This window comes from Psychrobacter sp. DAB_AL43B (assembly GCF_900168255.1).
GTDB lineage: Bacteria > Pseudomonadota > Gammaproteobacteria > Pseudomonadales > Moraxellaceae > Psychrobacter.
This window is the reverse complement of the sequence record NZ_LT799838.1, coordinates 264,127-283,783: the sequence shown is the minus strand read 5'-3', so window position 1 is coordinate 283,783 and position 19,657 is coordinate 264,127. Positions and strand designations below refer to the sequence as shown.

16 protein-coding genes are annotated in these 19,657 nt (G+C 41.7%); 9 read left to right on the top strand and 7 right to left on the bottom strand.

Translation table 11 applies throughout. The features are described from left to right. Positions 1 to 180: 180 nt before the first annotated feature. Positions 181 to 675, top strand: coding sequence for a pyridoxamine 5'-phosphate oxidase family protein (locus DABAL43B_RS01260; protein ID WP_079690716.1), 495 nt, complete (start codon positions 181 to 183; stop codon positions 673 to 675). Positions 676 to 1,022: 347 nt separating this feature from the next. Next, positions 1,023 to 1,517: a pyridoxamine 5'-phosphate oxidase family protein gene (locus DABAL43B_RS01255; RefSeq protein WP_079690715.1), complete on the top strand. Its 495-nt coding sequence runs from the start codon at positions 1,023 to 1,025 to the stop codon at positions 1,515 to 1,517. A gap of 164 nt (positions 1,518 to 1,681) precedes the next feature. Here the strand turns inward: DABAL43B_RS01255 and DABAL43B_RS01250 are convergent, their stop codons facing one another. From DABAL43B_RS01250 to acs, 4 genes are all read right to left on the bottom strand, one after another. Beyond that, a complete protein-coding gene (locus DABAL43B_RS01250; RefSeq protein ID WP_413771833.1) occupies positions 1,682 to 2,494 on the bottom strand; it encodes a hypothetical protein in 813 nt (270 codons plus the stop codon). Between the two features lie 268 nt (positions 2,495 to 2,762). Continuing rightward, positions 2,763 to 3,434, bottom strand: coding sequence for a CDP-diacylglycerol--glycerol-3-phosphate 3-phosphatidyltransferase (gene pgsA / locus DABAL43B_RS01245; protein ID WP_079690714.1), 672 nt, complete (start codon positions 3,432 to 3,434; stop codon positions 2,763 to 2,765). Between the two features lie 494 nt (positions 3,435 to 3,928). Next, positions 3,929 to 5,143 (bottom strand): NAD(P)/FAD-dependent oxidoreductase, encoded by a 1,215-nt coding sequence (locus DABAL43B_RS01240; RefSeq protein ID WP_079690713.1) that lies wholly within the window; start codon positions 5,141 to 5,143, stop codon positions 3,929 to 3,931. Between the two features lie 361 nt (positions 5,144 to 5,504). Beyond that, positions 5,505 to 7,466 (bottom strand): acetate--CoA ligase, encoded by a 1,962-nt coding sequence (gene acs, locus DABAL43B_RS01235; protein WP_079690712.1) that lies wholly within the window; start codon positions 7,464 to 7,466, stop codon positions 5,505 to 5,507. 417 nt (positions 7,467 to 7,883) lie between these two features. On the opposite strand from acs, the gene DABAL43B_RS01230 reads away from it, so the two are divergent. From DABAL43B_RS01230 to DABAL43B_RS01220, 4 genes are all read left to right on the top strand, one after another. After that, positions 7,884 to 8,120 carry a hypothetical protein gene (locus DABAL43B_RS01230; protein ID WP_079690711.1) on the top strand — a complete coding sequence of 79 codons (237 nt, stop codon included), beginning with the start codon at positions 7,884 to 7,886 and terminating at the stop codon, positions 8,118 to 8,120. A 173-nt stretch (positions 8,121 to 8,293) separates the two neighbouring features. Next, positions 8,294 to 8,449: a hypothetical protein gene (locus DABAL43B_RS14205; protein ID WP_165767617.1), complete on the top strand. Its 156-nt coding sequence runs from the start codon at positions 8,294 to 8,296 to the stop codon at positions 8,447 to 8,449. Between the two features lie 300 nt (positions 8,450 to 8,749). After that, entirely contained in the window at positions 8,750 to 10,051 is a 1,302-nt protein-coding gene (locus DABAL43B_RS01225) for an NAD(P)/FAD-dependent oxidoreductase (RefSeq protein ID WP_079690710.1), read from the top strand. Between the two features lie 234 nt (positions 10,052 to 10,285). Beyond that, entirely contained in the window at positions 10,286 to 11,275 is a 990-nt protein-coding gene (locus DABAL43B_RS01220; protein ID WP_079690709.1) for a pirin family protein, read from the top strand. Positions 11,276 to 11,399: 124 nt separating this feature from the next. Here DABAL43B_RS01220 and DABAL43B_RS01215 read toward each other — a convergent pair whose 3' ends face one another. Then, entirely contained in the window at positions 11,400 to 12,503 is a 1,104-nt protein-coding gene (locus DABAL43B_RS01215) for an alkene reductase (RefSeq protein ID WP_079690708.1), read from the bottom strand. Positions 12,504 to 12,859: 356 nt separating this feature from the next. Between DABAL43B_RS01215 and DABAL43B_RS01210 the strand changes: the two genes are divergently transcribed. Both DABAL43B_RS01210 and DABAL43B_RS01205 read left to right on the top strand, forming a co-directional pair. Further along, positions 12,860 to 13,987: a hypothetical protein gene (locus tag DABAL43B_RS01210; protein WP_079690707.1), complete on the top strand. Its 1,128-nt coding sequence runs from the start codon at positions 12,860 to 12,862 to the stop codon at positions 13,985 to 13,987. A gap of 100 nt (positions 13,988 to 14,087) precedes the next feature. Next, entirely contained in the window at positions 14,088 to 15,200 is a 1,113-nt protein-coding gene (locus DABAL43B_RS01205; RefSeq protein WP_079690706.1) for a hypothetical protein, read from the top strand. 112 nt (positions 15,201 to 15,312) lie between these two features. Here the strand turns inward: DABAL43B_RS01205 and DABAL43B_RS01200 are convergent, their stop codons facing one another. Then, a complete protein-coding gene (locus tag DABAL43B_RS01200) occupies positions 15,313 to 16,209 on the bottom strand; it encodes a DMT family transporter (protein WP_079690705.1) in 897 nt (298 codons plus the stop codon). Positions 16,210 to 16,307: 98 nt separating this feature from the next. Next, on the bottom strand, positions 16,308 to 17,534 hold the full coding sequence (gene trpB, locus DABAL43B_RS01195) for a tryptophan synthase subunit beta (protein ID WP_079690704.1): 1,227 nt from the start codon (positions 17,532 to 17,534) through the stop codon (positions 16,308 to 16,310). 510 nt (positions 17,535 to 18,044) lie between these two features. On the opposite strand from trpB, the gene DABAL43B_RS01190 reads away from it, so the two are divergent. Next, on the top strand, positions 18,045 to 19,643 hold the full coding sequence (locus DABAL43B_RS01190) for a GMC oxidoreductase (RefSeq protein WP_079690703.1): 1,599 nt from the start codon (positions 18,045 to 18,047) through the stop codon (positions 19,641 to 19,643). Positions 19,644 to 19,657: the final 14 nt, after the last annotated feature.

Sequence of the window (19,657 nt, the reverse complement as noted above, 5' to 3'; positions counted from 1 at the left end):
CTATATAAATAGACTACCCCTCATCGGTATTCTAGATAACAGTTACTGACGAGCGAGGTGTTTACTCTTTTAATAAATATCGCCTGCTCATCTACACTGAAAAATTAATAACTATAAATCTAATCATCAGAAAATCAACTATCAGAAATTTAATTACTATAATGAAAAAGGATATCCACTATGAGTAAACAAGACCATATCGACAAAATTCAAGATGTCATCAAAGATGTTAAATTTGCGATGATGAGTACCACCAATAAAAAAGGTGATATTCATGCTTGGCCAATGACCACCAGTGAAACCAATCTTGGTGTAAAAGAAATTTGGTTTATCGGCGATAAAACATCAGATGTCGTAAAAGATATTCAAGACGACGCAAGAATTGGTTTGACTTATGCCACCCAAGATGCAAAAAACTATGTCTCTATCAGTGGTAATGCCGAACTATCAACCGATAAAGACAAACTAGATGAGTTGTGGTCGCCTGTTTATAATGCCTTTTTTGCTAACGGTAAAGAAGATGAGAACGTGCAACTGATTAAAGTCGTACCTCATGGTGCAGAGTGCTGGATTAGCGGTAGCTCGGTCGTAAATATGTTTAAAATGGCGGCAGCTGCGGTACAAGAAGGTAAAACGGCTGAAGACATGGGCGAGACTTTTTCAGTGACTTTATAAAGTAATCTATATAGTCAATTCTAAATAAAACAGATACATGATATTTTTACGCGAAACTGGAATAAATTTTCCTGGCTTGCTGTGCCTACGTCGACAGAGGCTGCGAAAAATCCATTTCAGTTCCGCTGTATCGTTTTTATACTGAACTCACTATAGGATAAAGCATGAGTCAGAATATATCAGTCCGTTGAAAATGATGTACTTTTATTAAGAGTGAGAGTTTTTATAAATATAAGCATAATAAATATAAGCTCACTCTAATAATAGTACGTCACATCATGATCAATATTTATAACAATATTTCATAACGCATTCATAACGCATTCATAACGACAGGGATAAATATTATGAGTAAACAAGAACAAATGGATAAAATTCAAGCGCTGGTAAAAGAGGTTAAATACACCATGATGACTACTCGTACCAGCGACGATCATCTACATTCTTGCCCGATGAATACTACCGAAACTAGTATTGGTGCCAAAGAGATTTGGTTCATTGGTCATACACCATCTGAGACTGTTGAAAATATTAAAAAGCATCCTGAAGTCAATCTTGCCTATGCAACCCAAGATAACAAAGACTATCTGTCTATCGCAGGTAAAGCCGAACTGGTTGACGATAAAGACAAGCTCGACGAATTGTGGTCAACTATCTACAATGCTTACTTTGAGCATGGCAAAGAAGATCCAAAAGTGCAGTTGATAAAAGTAGTGCCGCACGGTGCAGAATATTGGGCTAATGGTAATTCATTCGCTAATGTATTTAAAATTTCTGCGGCAGCGGTAACAGATACGGCTGTTGGTGATAGTTTGGGCGAAAATTTCTCAATAACGCTATAATCTTTATCTTTCGCTAAAGTTTAATCTTTATTAGCTATGAAAATAATTTACTAAGAGAGTTATTTTATAGCAGGATAAAACAATAAAAAAACGCCAGTAGCGATATGCTTACTGGCGTTTTTTATTATTCATTTAATCAGGCATTAATCATACATTAATCACGGTTATTGTGGCGGTTTTGCATAGCCGTTATCTGCTGGATAAGCTTGTGGCTGTTTTGATTTAGGCTGAGGTTTATACTTAGGTTTAGCAGGATCGTAAAGCTCATAAATAACAGTGCCAATAATTCCCGTATTCTCTATCGAACCGGTATCAGTATTAGCAGCATAAGCGTTGTCTGGTTTGCTAAAAATAAAGGAGGCAACCGCACTGTCACTTTTTCGGAAGCCCTCAATGACCAACTCATCATTTGGATTCAAAACATAACCGCTATCATAACGACTGGCTGTACTGCCATCGAGAACATTTAAGCCATCGACACTGGCGACGATCTCATACGTGTTAGCGCTATTATTTTGATAAACCAATTGATAGGCTTGACCTGCTTTGCCTTGAAGGTAGTAATTACTACCATCACGATAAAGCGGTAATTTACCACTATCTGTAGCGGCTGAAAATTCAACTTTTCCAGCCAGTAAGGACATACTATTTACCGCACGCCCCTTATAATTTTTGTCAGCGTAAGAGACCTGCATTTGCGCAATGGGCTCGTCACTGACACGACGTAGATCAACGGTGGTCACTTCTGAGTCAACATCATCACCCCACTGAGTACCCAAACGTTCTGATTCAGCCGCGTCTTGCATCGACTCTGGCTGTCTTGAATCGGTTTGCATATCCGCTGAACGGTCTTGCTTTGACTGCTCTTGCGTACTTTGTGCCACATCTGCGGTTTCTTTTTGCATGGTTGGCGATGACGAACAACCTGTTATTAGTGCCAGTAATAAAACGGCAGCGGCTGACTGTTTCTTTTGCAATGTCATATCCATATCATATCCTTATTTGAATGATTTTACGTCATACCTATCCAATGCTTATTTCCAATGCTTATTTTTTTTATTTACTTTTTTCAGTATATCTTAAGCTTAACTATAATCACAGAATAATCAAACAGTCTCTAATCAAATATAGTTAACCAATAAAAATAGGCAATAAAAAAACGCCGGTGGCTGGTGCGACTGGCGTTTTTTATTGATTGGATTTTACGGTTTTAATATCAATGCAGTAGATTTAGTCGCTATATATTTAACCACTTTGTTTTAAATAAGGCCAAGCTGCTCTTAAATAAATCATCATCGACCACAAAGTTAAAATAACAGCGGCAACCATTAGCACATAGCCAACGGTTTCAAGTGACTCCCAGTTTAATAGTAGCACCGTAATCGCTATCATCTGAAAGGTAGTCTTAAGCTTGCCCACATAAGAGACAGCAACACTGGTGCTTTTGCCCAACTCTGCCATCCATTCGCGCAATGCTGAGACGGCGATTTCACGTGAGATAATCACAATAGCCGCAATCGCCATAATAATATTAGGATGCCACTGCACCAATATAATCAGTGCGGCGGCTACCATTAGCTTATCAGCCACGGGATCTAAAAAGCGACCAAAGGCTGATACTACATTAAGCTTACGCGCAAAATAGCCATCGAGCCAATCGGTAATTGCAGCTAGGATAAACACACCAGTCAATAATAAATGGCGTAATAAGCTATCGCTAAACTCACTCATACCCACCTTTGCAATCACATTATCTGAGATTGCTGGCATGCCAATTCCCATGGCAGGCGGCCAATAGGCGATGGCCACAAATAGCGGAATCATTAAGATACGCGCAATCGTCAGGTTGTTGGGTAAATTAAAAATACTCTTGGTATTTTGCGGCTCCTGCGTATGCAAATGCTTACTCTCAGTCATGGCAAACCCAGTTTAATATAGACATAATAATGGCAGATAGCTTAGCATTTTTCAGACAAGTCGTCATGCCATCTCTGTATGTTCGTTGATACCAGCCGTACATTCTTATAATTAAGCGTCTTTTATACTGAATTGACTGCCTATTTACTCTAAATAATTCCTGTTGTTTAATCAAAATTGCTTAACAAAAATATCGATATACCACTGAGCCTTTACAATAGACTTAATAAACCCATTGCTTGAAACGTAATAACATGTAAACCAGCTTAGGTAAATCACAAGATTTCAGTTATGATGACCTGACAACATCAATACAGTTGTACACTGAATATTGTAAGTAGATGTAAGAGTTTCTTGAAATATCATCCTTTGACATCATCTTTATATTAACAATAATAAATATGTATCAATTTATTTGTGGCTAACGATTCATTACTGCATGATTCATTATTAATAGTTCAGCATTAATAGCTCAGCCGCATAATAAGTTTTCCTCAGTCCACGGTTCCTCCTCCGTGGGCTCTTTTTTTGCCTGTCGTTTGAGAGCAAATTACCGCTACCGTCTCCGCCGCCATTTGATAACAGCTTTCGATGTTACCTTGCCCACACCAATCACCACTGACAATCCATTGGTGCTTGTCATCTACTAAGATGTGCAGCGCTTTATTCGCTATGTTATTTGGATGACTAATTGTTGCCGCATAACGCCAGCGATGACAGTCAACTTGGCTAGGCGTACTTTCATCATTCCAGCTCAAAGCTTGCTTCGTGGCCTGTAGTAACTGCTCTTTTACAATATCAATATCAGCATCGACGTGCGTCTGCGACCAATCATTGCGTGCATGGATAGTGACACTGGGCAGCAGCTGGTCATGAGCAGGCTTCTGATGCTCGATAAATATTCGCTCCAATGGCGAATCATGGACATAAGCCACACCCCATAAAGGTGTTTGGCTACTTAATGTATCAGGTAATGGCTGCCCATCTTCCCAACCTAGCATCAAGGTATAGCAGGCTTGCATCTGTGGTTCGCTAATTTTCGCTTGCTCACTAAAGCCACTATCTACCATTAATTCTACCGCCTGTCCGTTTGGGGTCGTACAAATTACCCAATCAAAGTGACCAAGACTGTTACCATCTTCATCAAACAACTCTGTTTTGCTATTAGTATCATTTCTTTCTACAAAATGCTCTTTACTTAATGGAGCCACACGGGTTTTAAAGTTTATGCTCGTATGCTCTAGTTCATCAGCTAAGGCGCGACCCCAGCTGGTCATTTTTGGTGTACTGATATAACGTGCTTGCGTGCTGTGCCATTGTTCTTTTTTTTGGATATCAGCAATCTGTGCGGCATCACTGACTGGCGTCAAATCCACCACATTGGCACACCAAGGTTGTAGTAAATTGGTCGCCAACCAAGGCTTGATAAATTGCTGAAAATCAGCACTTTTAGCAGTAAAAAACTGCGCACCAAATGCCCATTGCCAGTTTTTAGTAGTAGCGCTGTCCGTACGATAACGTGTTGCTAAACGGCCGATACTGCGCGATTTCTCAAAAATAACAATGTTTGGTACGACCGACTTGCGATTGTCATGAGTAAACGCGCGCTCCAATAAAGTGGCCGTAAATAAACCGGTCAAACCACCACCGATAATGGCGATGGTAGGCGTTGGTATCTTATCGGTAGCATGCGCAGCAGAATCAGTCATAATGACAGTGAACCTTATAAATTATGGGGCAATATAATAAGTAGTGAGATGAAAATAACGGGGTTATTCTAAGAAACATTGAACCTTTAAAGCCTAGCAATATAGTTCATCCACTTTTAAAAGAGTATAGCGCTACTGGGCTTAATGATTCGCAGCCTCTGTCTGCGTAGGCACAGCAAGCAAGCAAGAAAAATTAATCCCAGTAGTGCTAGATAACCTTTGTATTTTTTTATTTAGGACAGACTGTAATATATCGGTAAAAAGCCATACTATAAAAATAGTATGGCTTTTTATACCTTAGCTTCCAATCATTTTCAAACGCTGATCATATTTAAAGCGCATTAATATTGAATAATCAAGGCTATTTTGCACGTTCGGCTTTGACCACTTCGACCAGCTCATTAATCACTGAGCTATCAGCTAGGGTAGATAAATCACCAAGCCCAACATATTGCCCTGCCGCTAGGCTACGCAATATGCGGCGCATAATTTTACCAGAGCGAGTTTTTGGTAGTACATTGACCATATAAATGGCATCTAGATTGGCAATCGGACCAATCTCGGAACGTACATGGCGGTTCAATTCTGCCTTGAGTGAATCCGTTGCTGTTTCACTAGACTTGAGGATGATAAAGGCGCAAAGACCGGTGCCGCGAATATCGTGCGGCATACCAACAACCGCCGCTTCAGCAGTCGCCGGATGCGCGACCACTGCACTCTCAATCTCTGCCGTACCTAATCTATGCCCCGAGACATTTAGCACATCGTCGACACGACCGGTGATCCAATAATGCCCATCTTCATCACGTTGTACCCCATCGCCGGTAAAGTAATAGCCAGGATATTCAGTAAAGTAGGTTTTTAAGAAGCGCTTATGGTCATTATAAATAGTGCGCATCTGACCGGGCCAGCTACTATTAATAACCAAATTACCCTCAGCAGAACCCTCAAGTGCTGTACCGTCAGTATCAATGACTTCAGGTATGATGCCATAGAGTGGATTCATCGCCGCGCCCGGTTTAAGTGCGACCGTTCCCGGTATCGGTGAAAGCATAATACCGCCAGTTTCAGTTTGCCACCAAGTATCGACAATTGGACACTTGCCACCACCGACGAGATGATAATACCAATCCCATGCTTCAGGATTGATCGGTTCACCAACTGTACCAAGCAAGCGTAGACTTGAGCGATCCGACTCACGAACAAAGGTATCACCCTCTTTCATCATGGCTCTGATAGCTGTCGGCGCGGTATATAAAATCGTGATTTGATGTTTATCAATGATATGCCCAATGCGTGCCCAAGTCGGATATTCTGGCACCCCTTCAAACATAACCGTCGTGGTACCATTGGCAAGCGGTGCGTAAGTGGCATAGGTATGACCCGTCACCCAACCGACATCCGCCGTACACCAATAAACATCATCGTCTTTGATATCAAAGACATCCCGAAAAGTAGACAGTGCATAAGTGATATAGCCACCGGTGGTATGCAAGACGCCTTTAGGCTTGCCCGTTGAACCAGAGGTATATAATAAAAATAGCGGGTCTTCGGCATTCATGACCTCAGGTTCGCAGTGCTGCGATTCACCGTCCACCAAACTATGATACCAAACATCACGGCGACCACTCATCGGTACTGAGTTGCCTGTACGGTGCACGACAATGACATTAGTCACGCTGTCTGTGCCATCCATATCTAAAGCACGATCGACATTGGCTTTGAGTGGCGTACGCTTATTACCACGAATACCTTCATCAGCGGTAATGACAAGCTTGGACTGGCTATCAATAATACGGTTGCCCAAACTCTCAGCAGAGAAGCCGCCAAATACCACCGAATGCACCGCCCCGATGCGTGTGCATGCCAGCATCGCTACCACCGCTTCTGGTACCATTGGCATATATAAAGTGACGCGGTCGCCCTTTTTAACCCCAAGCTTGCGCATCGCATTACCTAAGCGACAGACCGCAGAATGCAGCTCTTTAAATGAGATGATTTTATGTAGTGAAGGGTGATCACCTTCCCAAATGATGGCAGGCTTATAAGGATTGTTTTTGACGTGGCGATCGAGACAATTGACTGAAATATTCAGCTCACCATCTTCATACCATTTGATGCGAAAATCTTCCAGATCATAACTGACGTCGCTGATTTTGGTGGGTTTTTTTATCCAATCAATCAGCTCGGCACGCTTTGCCCAAAAGGCATCGGTCGCTTCAGGTGACGCAATGGATTGCTTGTACTCTTCAGCATACTGCTCGGCGGTGATATTGGCAGCGGCGACAAACTCAGCCGCAATCGGAAATGATTTTTGGGTCATAGGGTCATCCTTTTTTAATTATTATGACCTGTAGCAACCATCGCAGATAGCGAGGACTTACACAGGTGATAAGGGTCATCTTCCATAATTTTGACACTTAAGGATAGTGTGACAAATAAGCAGAATGGTTGCAAGACATCAACCACTAATCACAACAATTTCACTGTACGCCTGTAGACTTAATGATTCATATCTGATTTTATTGATTGCTTAATAAGTGTGTAATATTTGCTATGTAGAGCATTTTTAGGTGGTGTTCTAAAAAGTATGCTGGCGATAAAAGTCAATAAGAAATCTATACTAAGTTCTCTGGTTCTATAGGGTTTTCAAAGCTTCAAAAATCGTTAAAATTTTAATCAGCATACTTTTTGATACACCACCAACTATATTTACGATGGGCAATTTTAAGGTGAGAATATGAATGAACTTATAAAAGCTGAGTTGTTGGAATTGAGAAGACATATATTGGCCGACTACCAACCTACTAAGGTATCAATACAAGCTATGAAATTTTTGCTTGATTATTCTAACGAGATACCTTATGAACTTCAGAGTGATCTGCACAGCTTAATAGCAATGGATATGGATGAATTCATATTACCTCAAGAGGAATGTATTGAAATTATTGATAGACTAATCGCTTGGCCTTCATGATAAAAAGGGGAACTGATTAATACTGTATCAAAACTTCCTGGTTGTAGTACGAAGATTCGGACAGGAACAGTGAATCCTTTGCCAGAGTTTTCTGGCGTAGGAAACTCAATACAGTACGAACTTTTAGAGCGTTTACCTGAATCTTCATTTAGAAATACAAAGAGGTTATAGAAATGATTTTTTCAAATTTTGATATTAATGATGGGGTCATTTATATAAATAATAAAAAGATAGATTTGCCTTTTCCAGTAGCAGAAGCTTTAGAGTATGAACAATCTATTATTGTTAGAGTAGATCCTCCAGCCAAAGAAATATTGGTGGTGTTCTAAGAAGTATGCTAGCGATAAAAGTTAATAAGAAACCTATGCTAAGTTTTCTTATTCTACAGGCCTTTCAAGGCTTCAAGAATTGTTCAAATTTTAATCAGCATACTTTTTGATACACCACCCATTTTTAAACTCTTTTATAATTTATTACAGTGCTAATTAATCCTTGTAACCTGATATAAAACATGGACAATAGCTACCCTAAAGAAATCGCTGCAAGCCACATCCATAAGAACATATCTTTTTAAATAAGAAATGCGCTATCAGTCCCATTTTTACTTTTTAAATCAGGAACAAACCATCATGGACAATCACCGCAATGCACCACAACACGCCCATTATGATGTCATCATCATCGGTGCTGGTGCGTCAGGGCTATACTGTGCGCTAACAGCGGGTCGCCGTGGTCGCCGCGTATTGGTACTTGATCATGCCAATAAAGCGGGCAAAAAAATCCTTATGTCAGGCGGTGGACGTTGCAACTTTACCAATTATTTCGTTGAACCCGAGCATTTTATCGGTAGCAACCCACATTTTTGTAAATCAGCGCTCAGCCGTTATCCCAGTTGGGAGTTTATCGGCATGGTTGAGCAGCATAAAATCCCCTACCATGAGCGCGAACACGGTCAACTATTTTGTGACGATTCGGCGCAAGATATCTTGACCATGCTACTTGATGAGTGTGCTGCTGTGGGCGTACAAGTAAGGCTTAATACTCAGATTGAAAGTGTGCAAGCACTCGAAGCAGATAAAAAGACCCGCTTTGAGTTATTGACGACTAAAGTACTCAGTAAAAAAGAAAAGCAAGAAAGAAAAGACACGGCAAATCAAACTAAAATTCCGCAAACGGGCTATCACTGTGAATCATTGGTCGTGGCAACTGGTGGATTATCTATTCCGACGATGGGCGCTAGTGGTTTGGGTTATGAATTGGCGCAGCAGTTCGGGCATACCTTAATAGTGACCGACGCCAGCCTAGTACCTTTTACCTTTACCGATAAAACAGGTGAGCTGATTCGCACGCTTGCTGGTATTAGTCTCCCTGTGATTGCTAGTAATGAGCGTATCTCATTTAAATTGCCGCTGTTATTTACCCATCGCGGACTCTCTGGTCCTGCCATGCTACAGCTATCAAACTATTGGCATACTGGTGAAACCATTAGTATTAATCTGCTACCAGACACGGATATGACCGCGCTTTTTCTTGCTCATAAAAAATCACATCCTAGACAACTTATCCGAACGGTTTTGGCTGATTATACGGATAGCGCATTGCCTAAAAAGCTATTGGCAGCGCTACAAACCCATCTATGGGAAGATATCAAAGATACTGAGCTTGCTAACATTAAAGATGAGCGCTTGATAGAACTTGGCGCAACGCTCAACGGCTGGCAGCTTAAACCTTCTGGTACCGAAGGTTATCGTACTGCTGAAGTCACGCGTGGCGGGATAAAAACCGATGAAGTATCGTCAAAAACCATGCAGAGTAATTATCAAGATGGCTTATATTTTATCGGTGAAGTACTGGATGTTACAGGTTGGCTTGGCGGTTATAACTTTCAATGGGCGTGGGCCAGTGGCTTTGTTTGCGGTGAGGTTATTTAGTATTAAATTATATTTATAAAGTTTGAACTGACTTTGTTGACTCAGTTCTATCAAACCAGCTTCTATTTTGAACCGAATATATTACTGATTCAACACTTGATAATTGTGAATATAAATACAATATACACTTAACATATACCTAAAACAATTTAGAATTACTTAATAATAGCCATTTTATTAATATCAAAAAAATTATTGATATGACATAACAGGCTTAGGCTCGCGAGGTGCGACATGCGTTCAATCAAAAACATTCATAGTGATAAAGAATCACATTGGGTTGGTGACGGTTTTTATGTAAAAACCTTGGTCAATCACCTTGAGGATAATCCCGACTTTAATTATCAGCATACTGATCCATTTTTATTATTAGATTACGGTAAACCTACCAGCTTTGAGCCCAATCCCAACTATGAGTCGCGTCCTCACGGTGTCGGACAGCATCCGCACAAGGGCTTTGAGACGGTCACTATCGCCTATGCAGGGGAAATCAGTCATGGCGATTCAACCGGTGGCTATGGCGTGATTCAAGAAGGTGATGTGCAGTGGATGACTGCTGGGCGCGGCATTATGCACGAAGAGTTCCACTCGCCAGCATTTAGTCAACGCGGCGGGCTTTTTAGTATGGTGCAATTGTGGGTCAATCTGCCAAGCTCGCACAAACTGACTGCTCCTAAATATCAAACCCTTAAACGCGCTGATTTACCTATTATTGATTTACTGGCTAATGAGAATGGACGTTCTATTGGAAAAGCCGCTATTATTGCAGGTCAGTGGCAAAGTGCTAGTCAATCGCAAGACACATCCGGCGCGGCAAGTACTTTTACCGCTATTAATATGTGGGATATTGCCTTGCATAGCGCAGGGTCAACGACGTTGCAAGTACCGAGCACACACAATGTCATGTTATTGGTGCAAGAAGGCGAGCTACTTATTAACAATACACCTGTGGCAGCTGGTAGCCTGATTCAGTTTGAAGCGCCTGCTCAAACTGGTGTAGATTCTCAAATTGAGCAGGCATCTAAACAATCTAGTGATACTATTGAGCTAAACTTCCCTACTACCGCAACTGCAGGGGAAACGCTCGCACCCGTCAAACTATTGCTATTAAGTGGCGAGCCTATCGGTGAACCGATTGCAGGCTACGGACCGTTTGTGATGAATACAGAAGCGGAGTTAAAACAAACGTTTCGTGACTATCAAACCGGTAACTTTGGTAAATAGCTGAGATAGCTATTAGGGCAATATAGTTAAATTGGATCATTAAAAAAGTCACCTTGCTATCATTAGCAAGGTGGCTTTTTTGGCTATCACTCTATTTTCATCAAGAGCATTGATTAATAAACGATTATGCTTGGTTTAAAAATGGATAATCGGTATAGCCCTCTGTGCCGCCACCATAAAAGCTCTCTGGAAGCTGTTCATTAAGCGGTGCGCCTTCGCGGATACGCTCAGCCAAGTCAGGGTTGGCAATATAGTCACGACCAAAGGCAACCGCATCGATATAACCATCTTTGATATTTTTCTCAGCTTTTTCAGCGGTATAACCACCAGCGGCGATAATCATTTGACCAAAGGCATCGCGAACGCGCTGACGGAATTCGTTGCTATACGGTGTACCGCCTGCCCAATCAGGCTCAGAGAGATGCAGATACATCAGGCCGCGTTTATTAATCTGCTCAATTATCCAAATGTTTTCATCTTCATGATAACCGGCTTCGACATTATTGAAAGTACCAAGCGGTGAAATACGAATACCGACATGATCAGCATCCCAAGCGTCGACACAAGCATCGATGACATCCAGCGTCAAACGGGCACGGTTGTCACGACTGCCGCCATATTCATCATCACGTTGGTTAGTATGCTGAGCCCAAAACTGATGCAACAGATAGCCATGAGCACCATGAATTTCTACCCCATCAAAGCCTGCTTCTTTGGCGTTTTTGGTGGCAAGACCAAAGTCAGCGATGACTTGCTGTATTTGTTCAGGGGTGGCTGGGCGCGGGGGAGTCGCCTCAACACGAATGGCTTGGTTATTGCTATCGCGAAGTGAGGTGCGCACACCAACATGGACATCAGAGGCAGAGATTGGCGCTTTGCCATCAGGTTGGACACTTTCATGCGCGACCAAACCCGTGTGCCATAACTGTACGACAATTTTGCCGCCTTTTGCATGGACATTATCAACGATGGTTTTCCATGCGGTCGTTTGGTCTTGGGTATGGATACCCGGTGCGCCCGCATAACCTTTTGCCTGAAAAGATACCTGCGTCGCTTCGGTAATCACTAACCCTGCACCGCTACGCTGCGAGTAATATTCGCTAGCAAGCACAGTTGGAATATCGCCTGGCTCGACCGCACGTAAGCGGGTTAAGGGTGCCATGATTATGCGGTTTTTTAACGTCTGAGTGCCCATTTTGATGGGTTCGAATAAATTATCGTATGCCATAAAAAGCCTTGTTTGTTGTTATAAAACGACAGTTATAAAGTTTATCGATAATTGGTCAATAGCACGTACTTTTGCTTCTTGAACTGACTAAGCATGCTATGTATAAGCCGTGTTCTTTATAGGGGTAAAAGTCAGTATTCCAAGTGAAATTTACAAACAAAAACACCGACATACGTATATTTTTGGATTATTAAACGTTATTATTTATGCGGTCTTATAAGCTTATTAAGCTGATATTCTTAGCTTGATATAAAAAATGTGTTTTCAAAAAATGCCTTCAAAAAATATCGTCATATCAACGTAGTTTTCTAAGATAACCCTTGCTCTTTTTATCCCTTATTTACAGGACGTAACGCATGCAAAAAACTATTTTATCATTCACTATAGGGATGAGCTTGCTGTTTACCTTAAGTGCTTGTCAGCCTAAATCAGAAGCGCCTGAAGTAGAGGCAAAAGACAGCACCGACCAAATCCGCCAACCATCCGTAAACAAAACGCCCAAACCTGCGATTGCTGATAACTCAGCGGTAGATGCCAAGACCTGCTTAGCACTCAGTAAGTCCATGCAAAAAGTGGATAATACCAGCAAAATTGAAGCCATTGATGCCCTCCAAAAAACTCTGAAAGCCTGTTTGCCAACCGCTAGTAATACCGAAGTATTGAATTTACTAAAAGACTATCAAGCGATGTATGAGCGTTTTTTATGGGATGATAGTGATATTAATGACGAAGAATTCAATAACGATTTTTTTGAAGTAATGTCGGCATTAGAACAAAATGAAAAAGTACCCGTTGAATCGCTCAAAAAGATGAGTCCAAGAGTACGCTACCTGATTGGTCTCATCCAAAATGATGCCGATGTTAGAGTTTACAATTTAGGCGAAGGTTACTATGCCTTTAGTCATAATTTGACAGCCATGGCAGACATATTTACCCCTTATCTACGCCAAGACCAAAAAGCATTTATCCAGCGTATGGCGCAAGATAATCAAGACACCTTTTGGAGCGATGCCTCTGTCACCACTTCTTTTTCCGAACTCATTGAACGCACTGTATTTTGGGAGAATTATATTAAGCGTTACCCGAATGGCTATGCCATTGAAGATGCTAAATCTTTATTAGACTTATACCGTTACGTGCTTTTCTTCGGTTCAGACAATACGCAATGGACGGATGATGCTATTCATGAACTCCTTGAGCCTGACTATCGACAAAACCTTTTGAAATTAACTAAGCGTCCCAACAGTGTCTTAGCAAAGGACGCTCAACTCTTTTTGAATTTTTTATCCCTAACGGATAGCGAACGTCAAAGCAAATATCCTGCGCCTGATACTGATGAGGAAGGTTATGAGATGAGTGAATGGCAAATAGCACGATATCAATTGAATGAAGCGTTGCAGATACCTAGTATTTGGGGTGAAAATGCTGACAATAGTAGAGATTGTTTAAACGGAGTATTTTGTCAAGATGAAAGTTCTGACTAATATGACGGTTGAAAGGTATGTTTTGGGGAGCTTAGCAGCTCAAAAAGATGCCAAAAATAATTTGCTACTTTTTTTAGCCTTTATTTAAAGGATGGTTTGCATGCAAAAAACCCTATTATCTCTTACCACAGTAATGAGCTTGCTGGTTGCCTTAAGTGGTTGTCAACCGAAGGTAGAAACGCCTGCTGAATCAAATGACAGGCAAAGAGTAGAGCGAAATAACCAACAACCCCTAAGCATAGAACAATCTAAACCAGCAGTGGTCACAGAGCCAGCCATAGATGCAAAAACTTGCCTAGATCTGAGTAAGTCCATGCAAAAAGTAGATGAAACCAGCAAGATTGAAGCTATTTATGCCATTCAAAAACGGTTAAAAAACTGTTTGCCAACAGCCAATAATGCTGAAGTATTGAGTTTGCTAACAGATTACCAAGCGATGTATAAGCGTTTTTTAACCATAAGTCAGACTATGGAGGATGAGAATTTTTATACCGTTATGAGCATGGCTGACGAAGGCAAAAAGGTGCCCGAGCCCCTACTGAAGACGCTAAACCCAAGATTGCAATATTTTATTAGACTGGTAGAGGACGACGCTGATGTACGTGTCATATATTTGGGCGAAGGCTATTACGAATTCACTCATGACTTACAAGCCATGGTAGATATATTTACCCCTTATCTGCGCCAAGATCAAAAAGCATTTATTGAGCGACTGGCAATGGATAATCAAGATATTCTTTGGAACGATGGTGGAATTGCAATCTCATTTGTAGAGGTAATCGAGCGCGCACAGTTTTGGGAAGATTATATAGCACGTTATCCAAAAGGCTATGCGTATCAAGATGCCAAACATTTATCTGAGGTATATCGTTATTTAATATTGTTTGGTTCAGAAAATACGCAATGGACAGATGACAGTATTCATGAATTTGTCACACCCGAATATCGACCGTTAATGCTCAAATTAGCCAGACGTCCCAATAGTGTTTTGGCTAGAGACGCTCAAGCCTTGTTAGACTTTATAGCGCTAACCGATAGTCAGCGTCAGGAGAAATACCCTACCTCCGGCATTGATGAAAATGGTGATGAGATGAGTGAATGGGCAATCGCCCGTTACCAAAGAGCAGAAGCGCTACCGATGGAGTCACCATGGCAAGCCGCTACCAAGAATTGTTTCATTGGCGTTTTTTGCGTAGAAAAAGACACTGAATAATGATATCAAGTAGTTATTAGCGGTGTTAATTAAGCTCAATCAAGTGCTTTGAATATAAAAAACCTACTTAAAAAAGTAGGTTTTTTTATGCACCAACCAATTTCTGTTATTTTTATGACTTTAGCATCTTTTTAAAAGACAGCTCTAAAGACAAATACGTGCCAAACAATATCACCATTGAGCCAATAATCGCTGGTGTATCCAACGCTTCACCAAGCAACAGATAGCCAAAAATAATGGCAAAAATAGGTATCACTAAGGTAATGCTGGTCGCCCGCATTGGACCAATACTTTTAATCAGCTGATTCATAAAAATCAGCGCGATGGCCGTTGAAAAAACACCAATACAAATGACTGAAACCCAAGCATTGAGACTGATACTTTTGCCATAAGGAAATTCATAGAGCGCTATTGGTAACATAATGACGCTAGCGATGATAAGTGAACCCGCCGTAATCGCGACGGGAGAGACGTTGAATAAATAGTTTCTAGTGATGTTTGCCCCAAGCGCATAACCGACACAGGCTAATAATGCGTAGCCCATCGGCAATAGACCAGAACCCGACTCAGCGCCTTGCCCGCCAAACAAGCTTTCACTCATCAAAATAATCACACCGATGACACCGATGACCAAACCAATTATCTGTTTTCTTGATAATTTATCTTTAAAAAAGGTACTGGCAATAAAACCACTCATCATCGGCACTGACGCATTGAGTACTGCTAACACCCCAGCATTTACCGAGCGCGCTGAAAATGAAAATAGCACAAAAGGAATGGCGGCGGAAAATAAACCAACCAGTGCCAATACTTTCCAATTTTCACGAATACCTTGCCTGTTTTTTGGGCTAAGCAACACAAAGACCAACATGACCAAACCGGCAAATACCACACGCAAACTGGCAAATGCCAACGAACCAAATTCAGGCACGCCAACGCGATAAAATATAAAAGACAGCGACCACATAAAGGACAGTGTCACAAAGATAATGAGGTCGCGGTTGGACATGGGTAAACCTTATCAAGCGTTAGACAGTAAAAAACTCCGATAATAACTGGTTCGTCGCTCAATGGGTGTTGTTTTTTCTATACTGATGACAGATTTTTCTATAAATCTACTTTGTCCAAAATAAAATCGATATCTTTATCGCCGCGCCCTGATAAATTAACTAAAATTGTCTCATCTGCAGTCATATCCTTGGCGATTTTCATCGCATAAGCGATGGCATGCGCTGACTCCAATGCAGGAATAATACCCTCAAGGCGCGACAATGCCATAAACGCCTCTAGGCATTCTGCGTCCGTTGCTGACTCATAAGTGGCAAGCTCTAAATCTCGCAGGTGCGAATGCTGTGGTCCAACCCCAGGATAATCAAGCCCCGAAGCAATCGAATAAACAGGCGCTGGCTCGCCTTTTTCATCGAGTAATACATAACATTTAAAGCCATGAATCTCACCTTTAACACCTAATGACATAGTGGCAGCATGATTGGGCGTATCCAAACCTTCACCTGCGGGCTCGACGCCTATCTTTTGTACATCGGCATCATCAAAAAAACCACTAAACATCCCAATGGCATTAGAGCCACCACCAATACAAGCGACAACCTTATTGGGCAGCTTGCCAGTCGTTGCTAAGAACTGCGCTCGTGCTTCATGACCAACAACCGATTGAAAATAGCTGACCATTTCAGGATATGGTGCAGGACCTAATGCTGAGCCGATCGCAAACATACTGCTATCAAGCTCATTTAGGTAAGTTTCAAAGGCACTATCGACCGCTTCTTTTAGCGTTCCTGCGCCGCGTGATACCGGCACGATATTGGCACCCAATATTTTCATACGGCTAACGTTTGGATGTTCTTTTTTAATATCGACCACACCCATGTGTATCTCACATTCTAAGCCCGTCAATGCTGCTGCGGTTGCCAACGCTACGCCATGTTGCCCTGCACCGGTTTCGGCAATTACTTTAGTTTTGCCCAATTTTTTGGCTAATAACACCTCACCCAAACAGTGATTAATCTTATGCGCACCGGTATGATTCAAATCTTCACGTTTAAAATAAATCTGCGCGCCACCGCAATGCTCCGTCAAACGCTGCGCATGGTAAATGGGGCTTGGACGACCAACGTAAGTCTCACGTAAGCGCTTCATCTCAGCGATAAAGTCTTCATCTTTGATAATTTCACGAAAACCTGTTTCAATTTCTGCCATGGCTTTGGCCAGCTCAGGATGACCAATTTTGCCACCGAACTCACCGTATAAACCATCGTCATTAGGCAAGATTGACTGATGTAATCCGTAGCCAGCTGCTATATTTTGCGTTGTCATATCTAGACCCTATTCCCTTAAATGCAATGTTTGAAATGAAAGTTTTGAAATACTAATTTTTAATCATAAAAGAATATTTTTGTACTTTTGTTCTAGTACATTGAAACATGATATTAAGGTATTTTTTTTAGAAGGTCAAGCTCATGGATAAACTAAAATAACGAGTGGCTATAGTTGATACCAAATAAAATAAATACGTGATTTTATGACGCGAGACTGGGATGATTTTTCTAGCTTGCTGTGCCTACGCCGACAGAGGCTGCAAAAAATTCATCCCAATCCCGCTGTATCGTTTTTACATTGAGCTGACTCTATAACTATTAAAAATAATAGAAGGATTTACTGGGTTAACTCGATTTTTATTATTCATGCTTTTTAGAGCAATAATGTAAAAGACATAGTTAAGCAACCTATGTTTGCTAATATAGCGCTCGCTTAGCCTACCTAACTAGGCTTACCCTTACCAGATAATCACTTTTTCAGCTTAAATAACACCTATTAGGAAGCAGTATGCAACGACGTCAACTGATTAAAGCTATGGGTTTCAGCTTAGGCGCTATCAGCACCTCCGCTGCAGTAAGCGGTTGCCAAACGCTGGCAAAACCAGTAAAGCTACCAAGCAAGATTACCCAAGCCGGTCACTTTCCTAATATCATCGTTGGTAGTGGCTATGGTGGTGCGGTATCAGCATTGCGATTGAGCGAAAAAGGTCATAAAGTGTTGATACTTGAGATGGGCATGCGCTGGGATAGAAGTCCCAAGCACGATACTTTTTGCAAGATGATTAGCGCCGATAAACGCTCAAGCTGGTTTAGCAATTGGCCAAATGCGCCGATCACCATTCCTATTCCCATTAAGAAATATCCGGGAGTTTTGGATTTAATCGAATATGACGATATGAAAGTCTTCGCTGGGCGTGCCTATGGCGGTGGATCTATCGTTAATGGCGCGATTGCCATTCAGCCTAGACGCTCACACTTTGAAGCTGTATTTCCGTGGATTGATGCTGATGAGATGTACAATACTTACTTTCCTCGCGCCATGAAGGAACTCAAAGTTAGCCAAATTCCAGAGTCGTTTTTTAATGAGTCCGAGCATTACGAATTTACCCGCGCTGCTGAACGCCAAGCTTCAAAAGCTGGACTGAAGACGGAATTCTTTGGTAATAGCTATGACTTTGACTATATGCAAAAGGAAGCGCGCGGCGAAGTTTATCAATCAGGATTGGGCGGCGAAGTCATCTACGGCAACAATGCAGGCAAGTTCTCGCTGGATTTAACTTATCTAAAAGACGCCGAAGCCACTGGCAATGTCACCGTTAAGACCCTCCGCAAAGTCAATACTATCCAAGCGCTCGATAACAACCAGCTGCGCTTAGAAGTACACGTCATCAATAAAACTGGCGGCGTTGATAAGATAGAACATTACACTTGCGATAAGCTCTTCCTTAATGCAGGCAGTACTGGTACCTCAGAGCTGCTACTTAAAAGCCAAGCTGAGGGCAAGCTTACTAAGCTAAACGAACATATCGGACAGCATTGGGGACCCAACGGCAACATCATGACGGGACGTAATTTCGTCCACGCTGCTGGCACTATCCAATCTACCATTCCGGTCAAAGCCATTAATATGTGGGACGGCGATAGAGACGGCTCCAAGTATAAAATCTTTGCCGAACTCGCGCCACTACCGCTAGGACTTGAGACTTGGACGACACTCTATCTTGCCATCACTGATAATCCAGAACGCGGTAATTATTACTATGATAAAACCTCAAAAACCGTCAAACTGAATTGGAAACGTAAACAAAATGAGTATTCGGTAAACGCTGCTAAAGAGCTGTTAGATAAGCTCGCCAAAGCCAATGGTGGCTCTACCTCAAGCTTACTATTTACCAAAGGCTTCGGCGATGATTTCTGTTATCACCCGCTTGGCGGCTGCGTATTGGGCAAAGCGACTGATGGATTTGGACGCGTCAAAGGACACAAAAATATCTACGTGCAAGATGGTGCGTTAATCCCGGGCAGCGCGGGCGTCAATCCGTACGTCTTTATTACGGGACTTGCTGAGCGTAATATGGTGACTATTTTGAAGGAAGATTTTGGGTAGATTGTTGAGGTTTT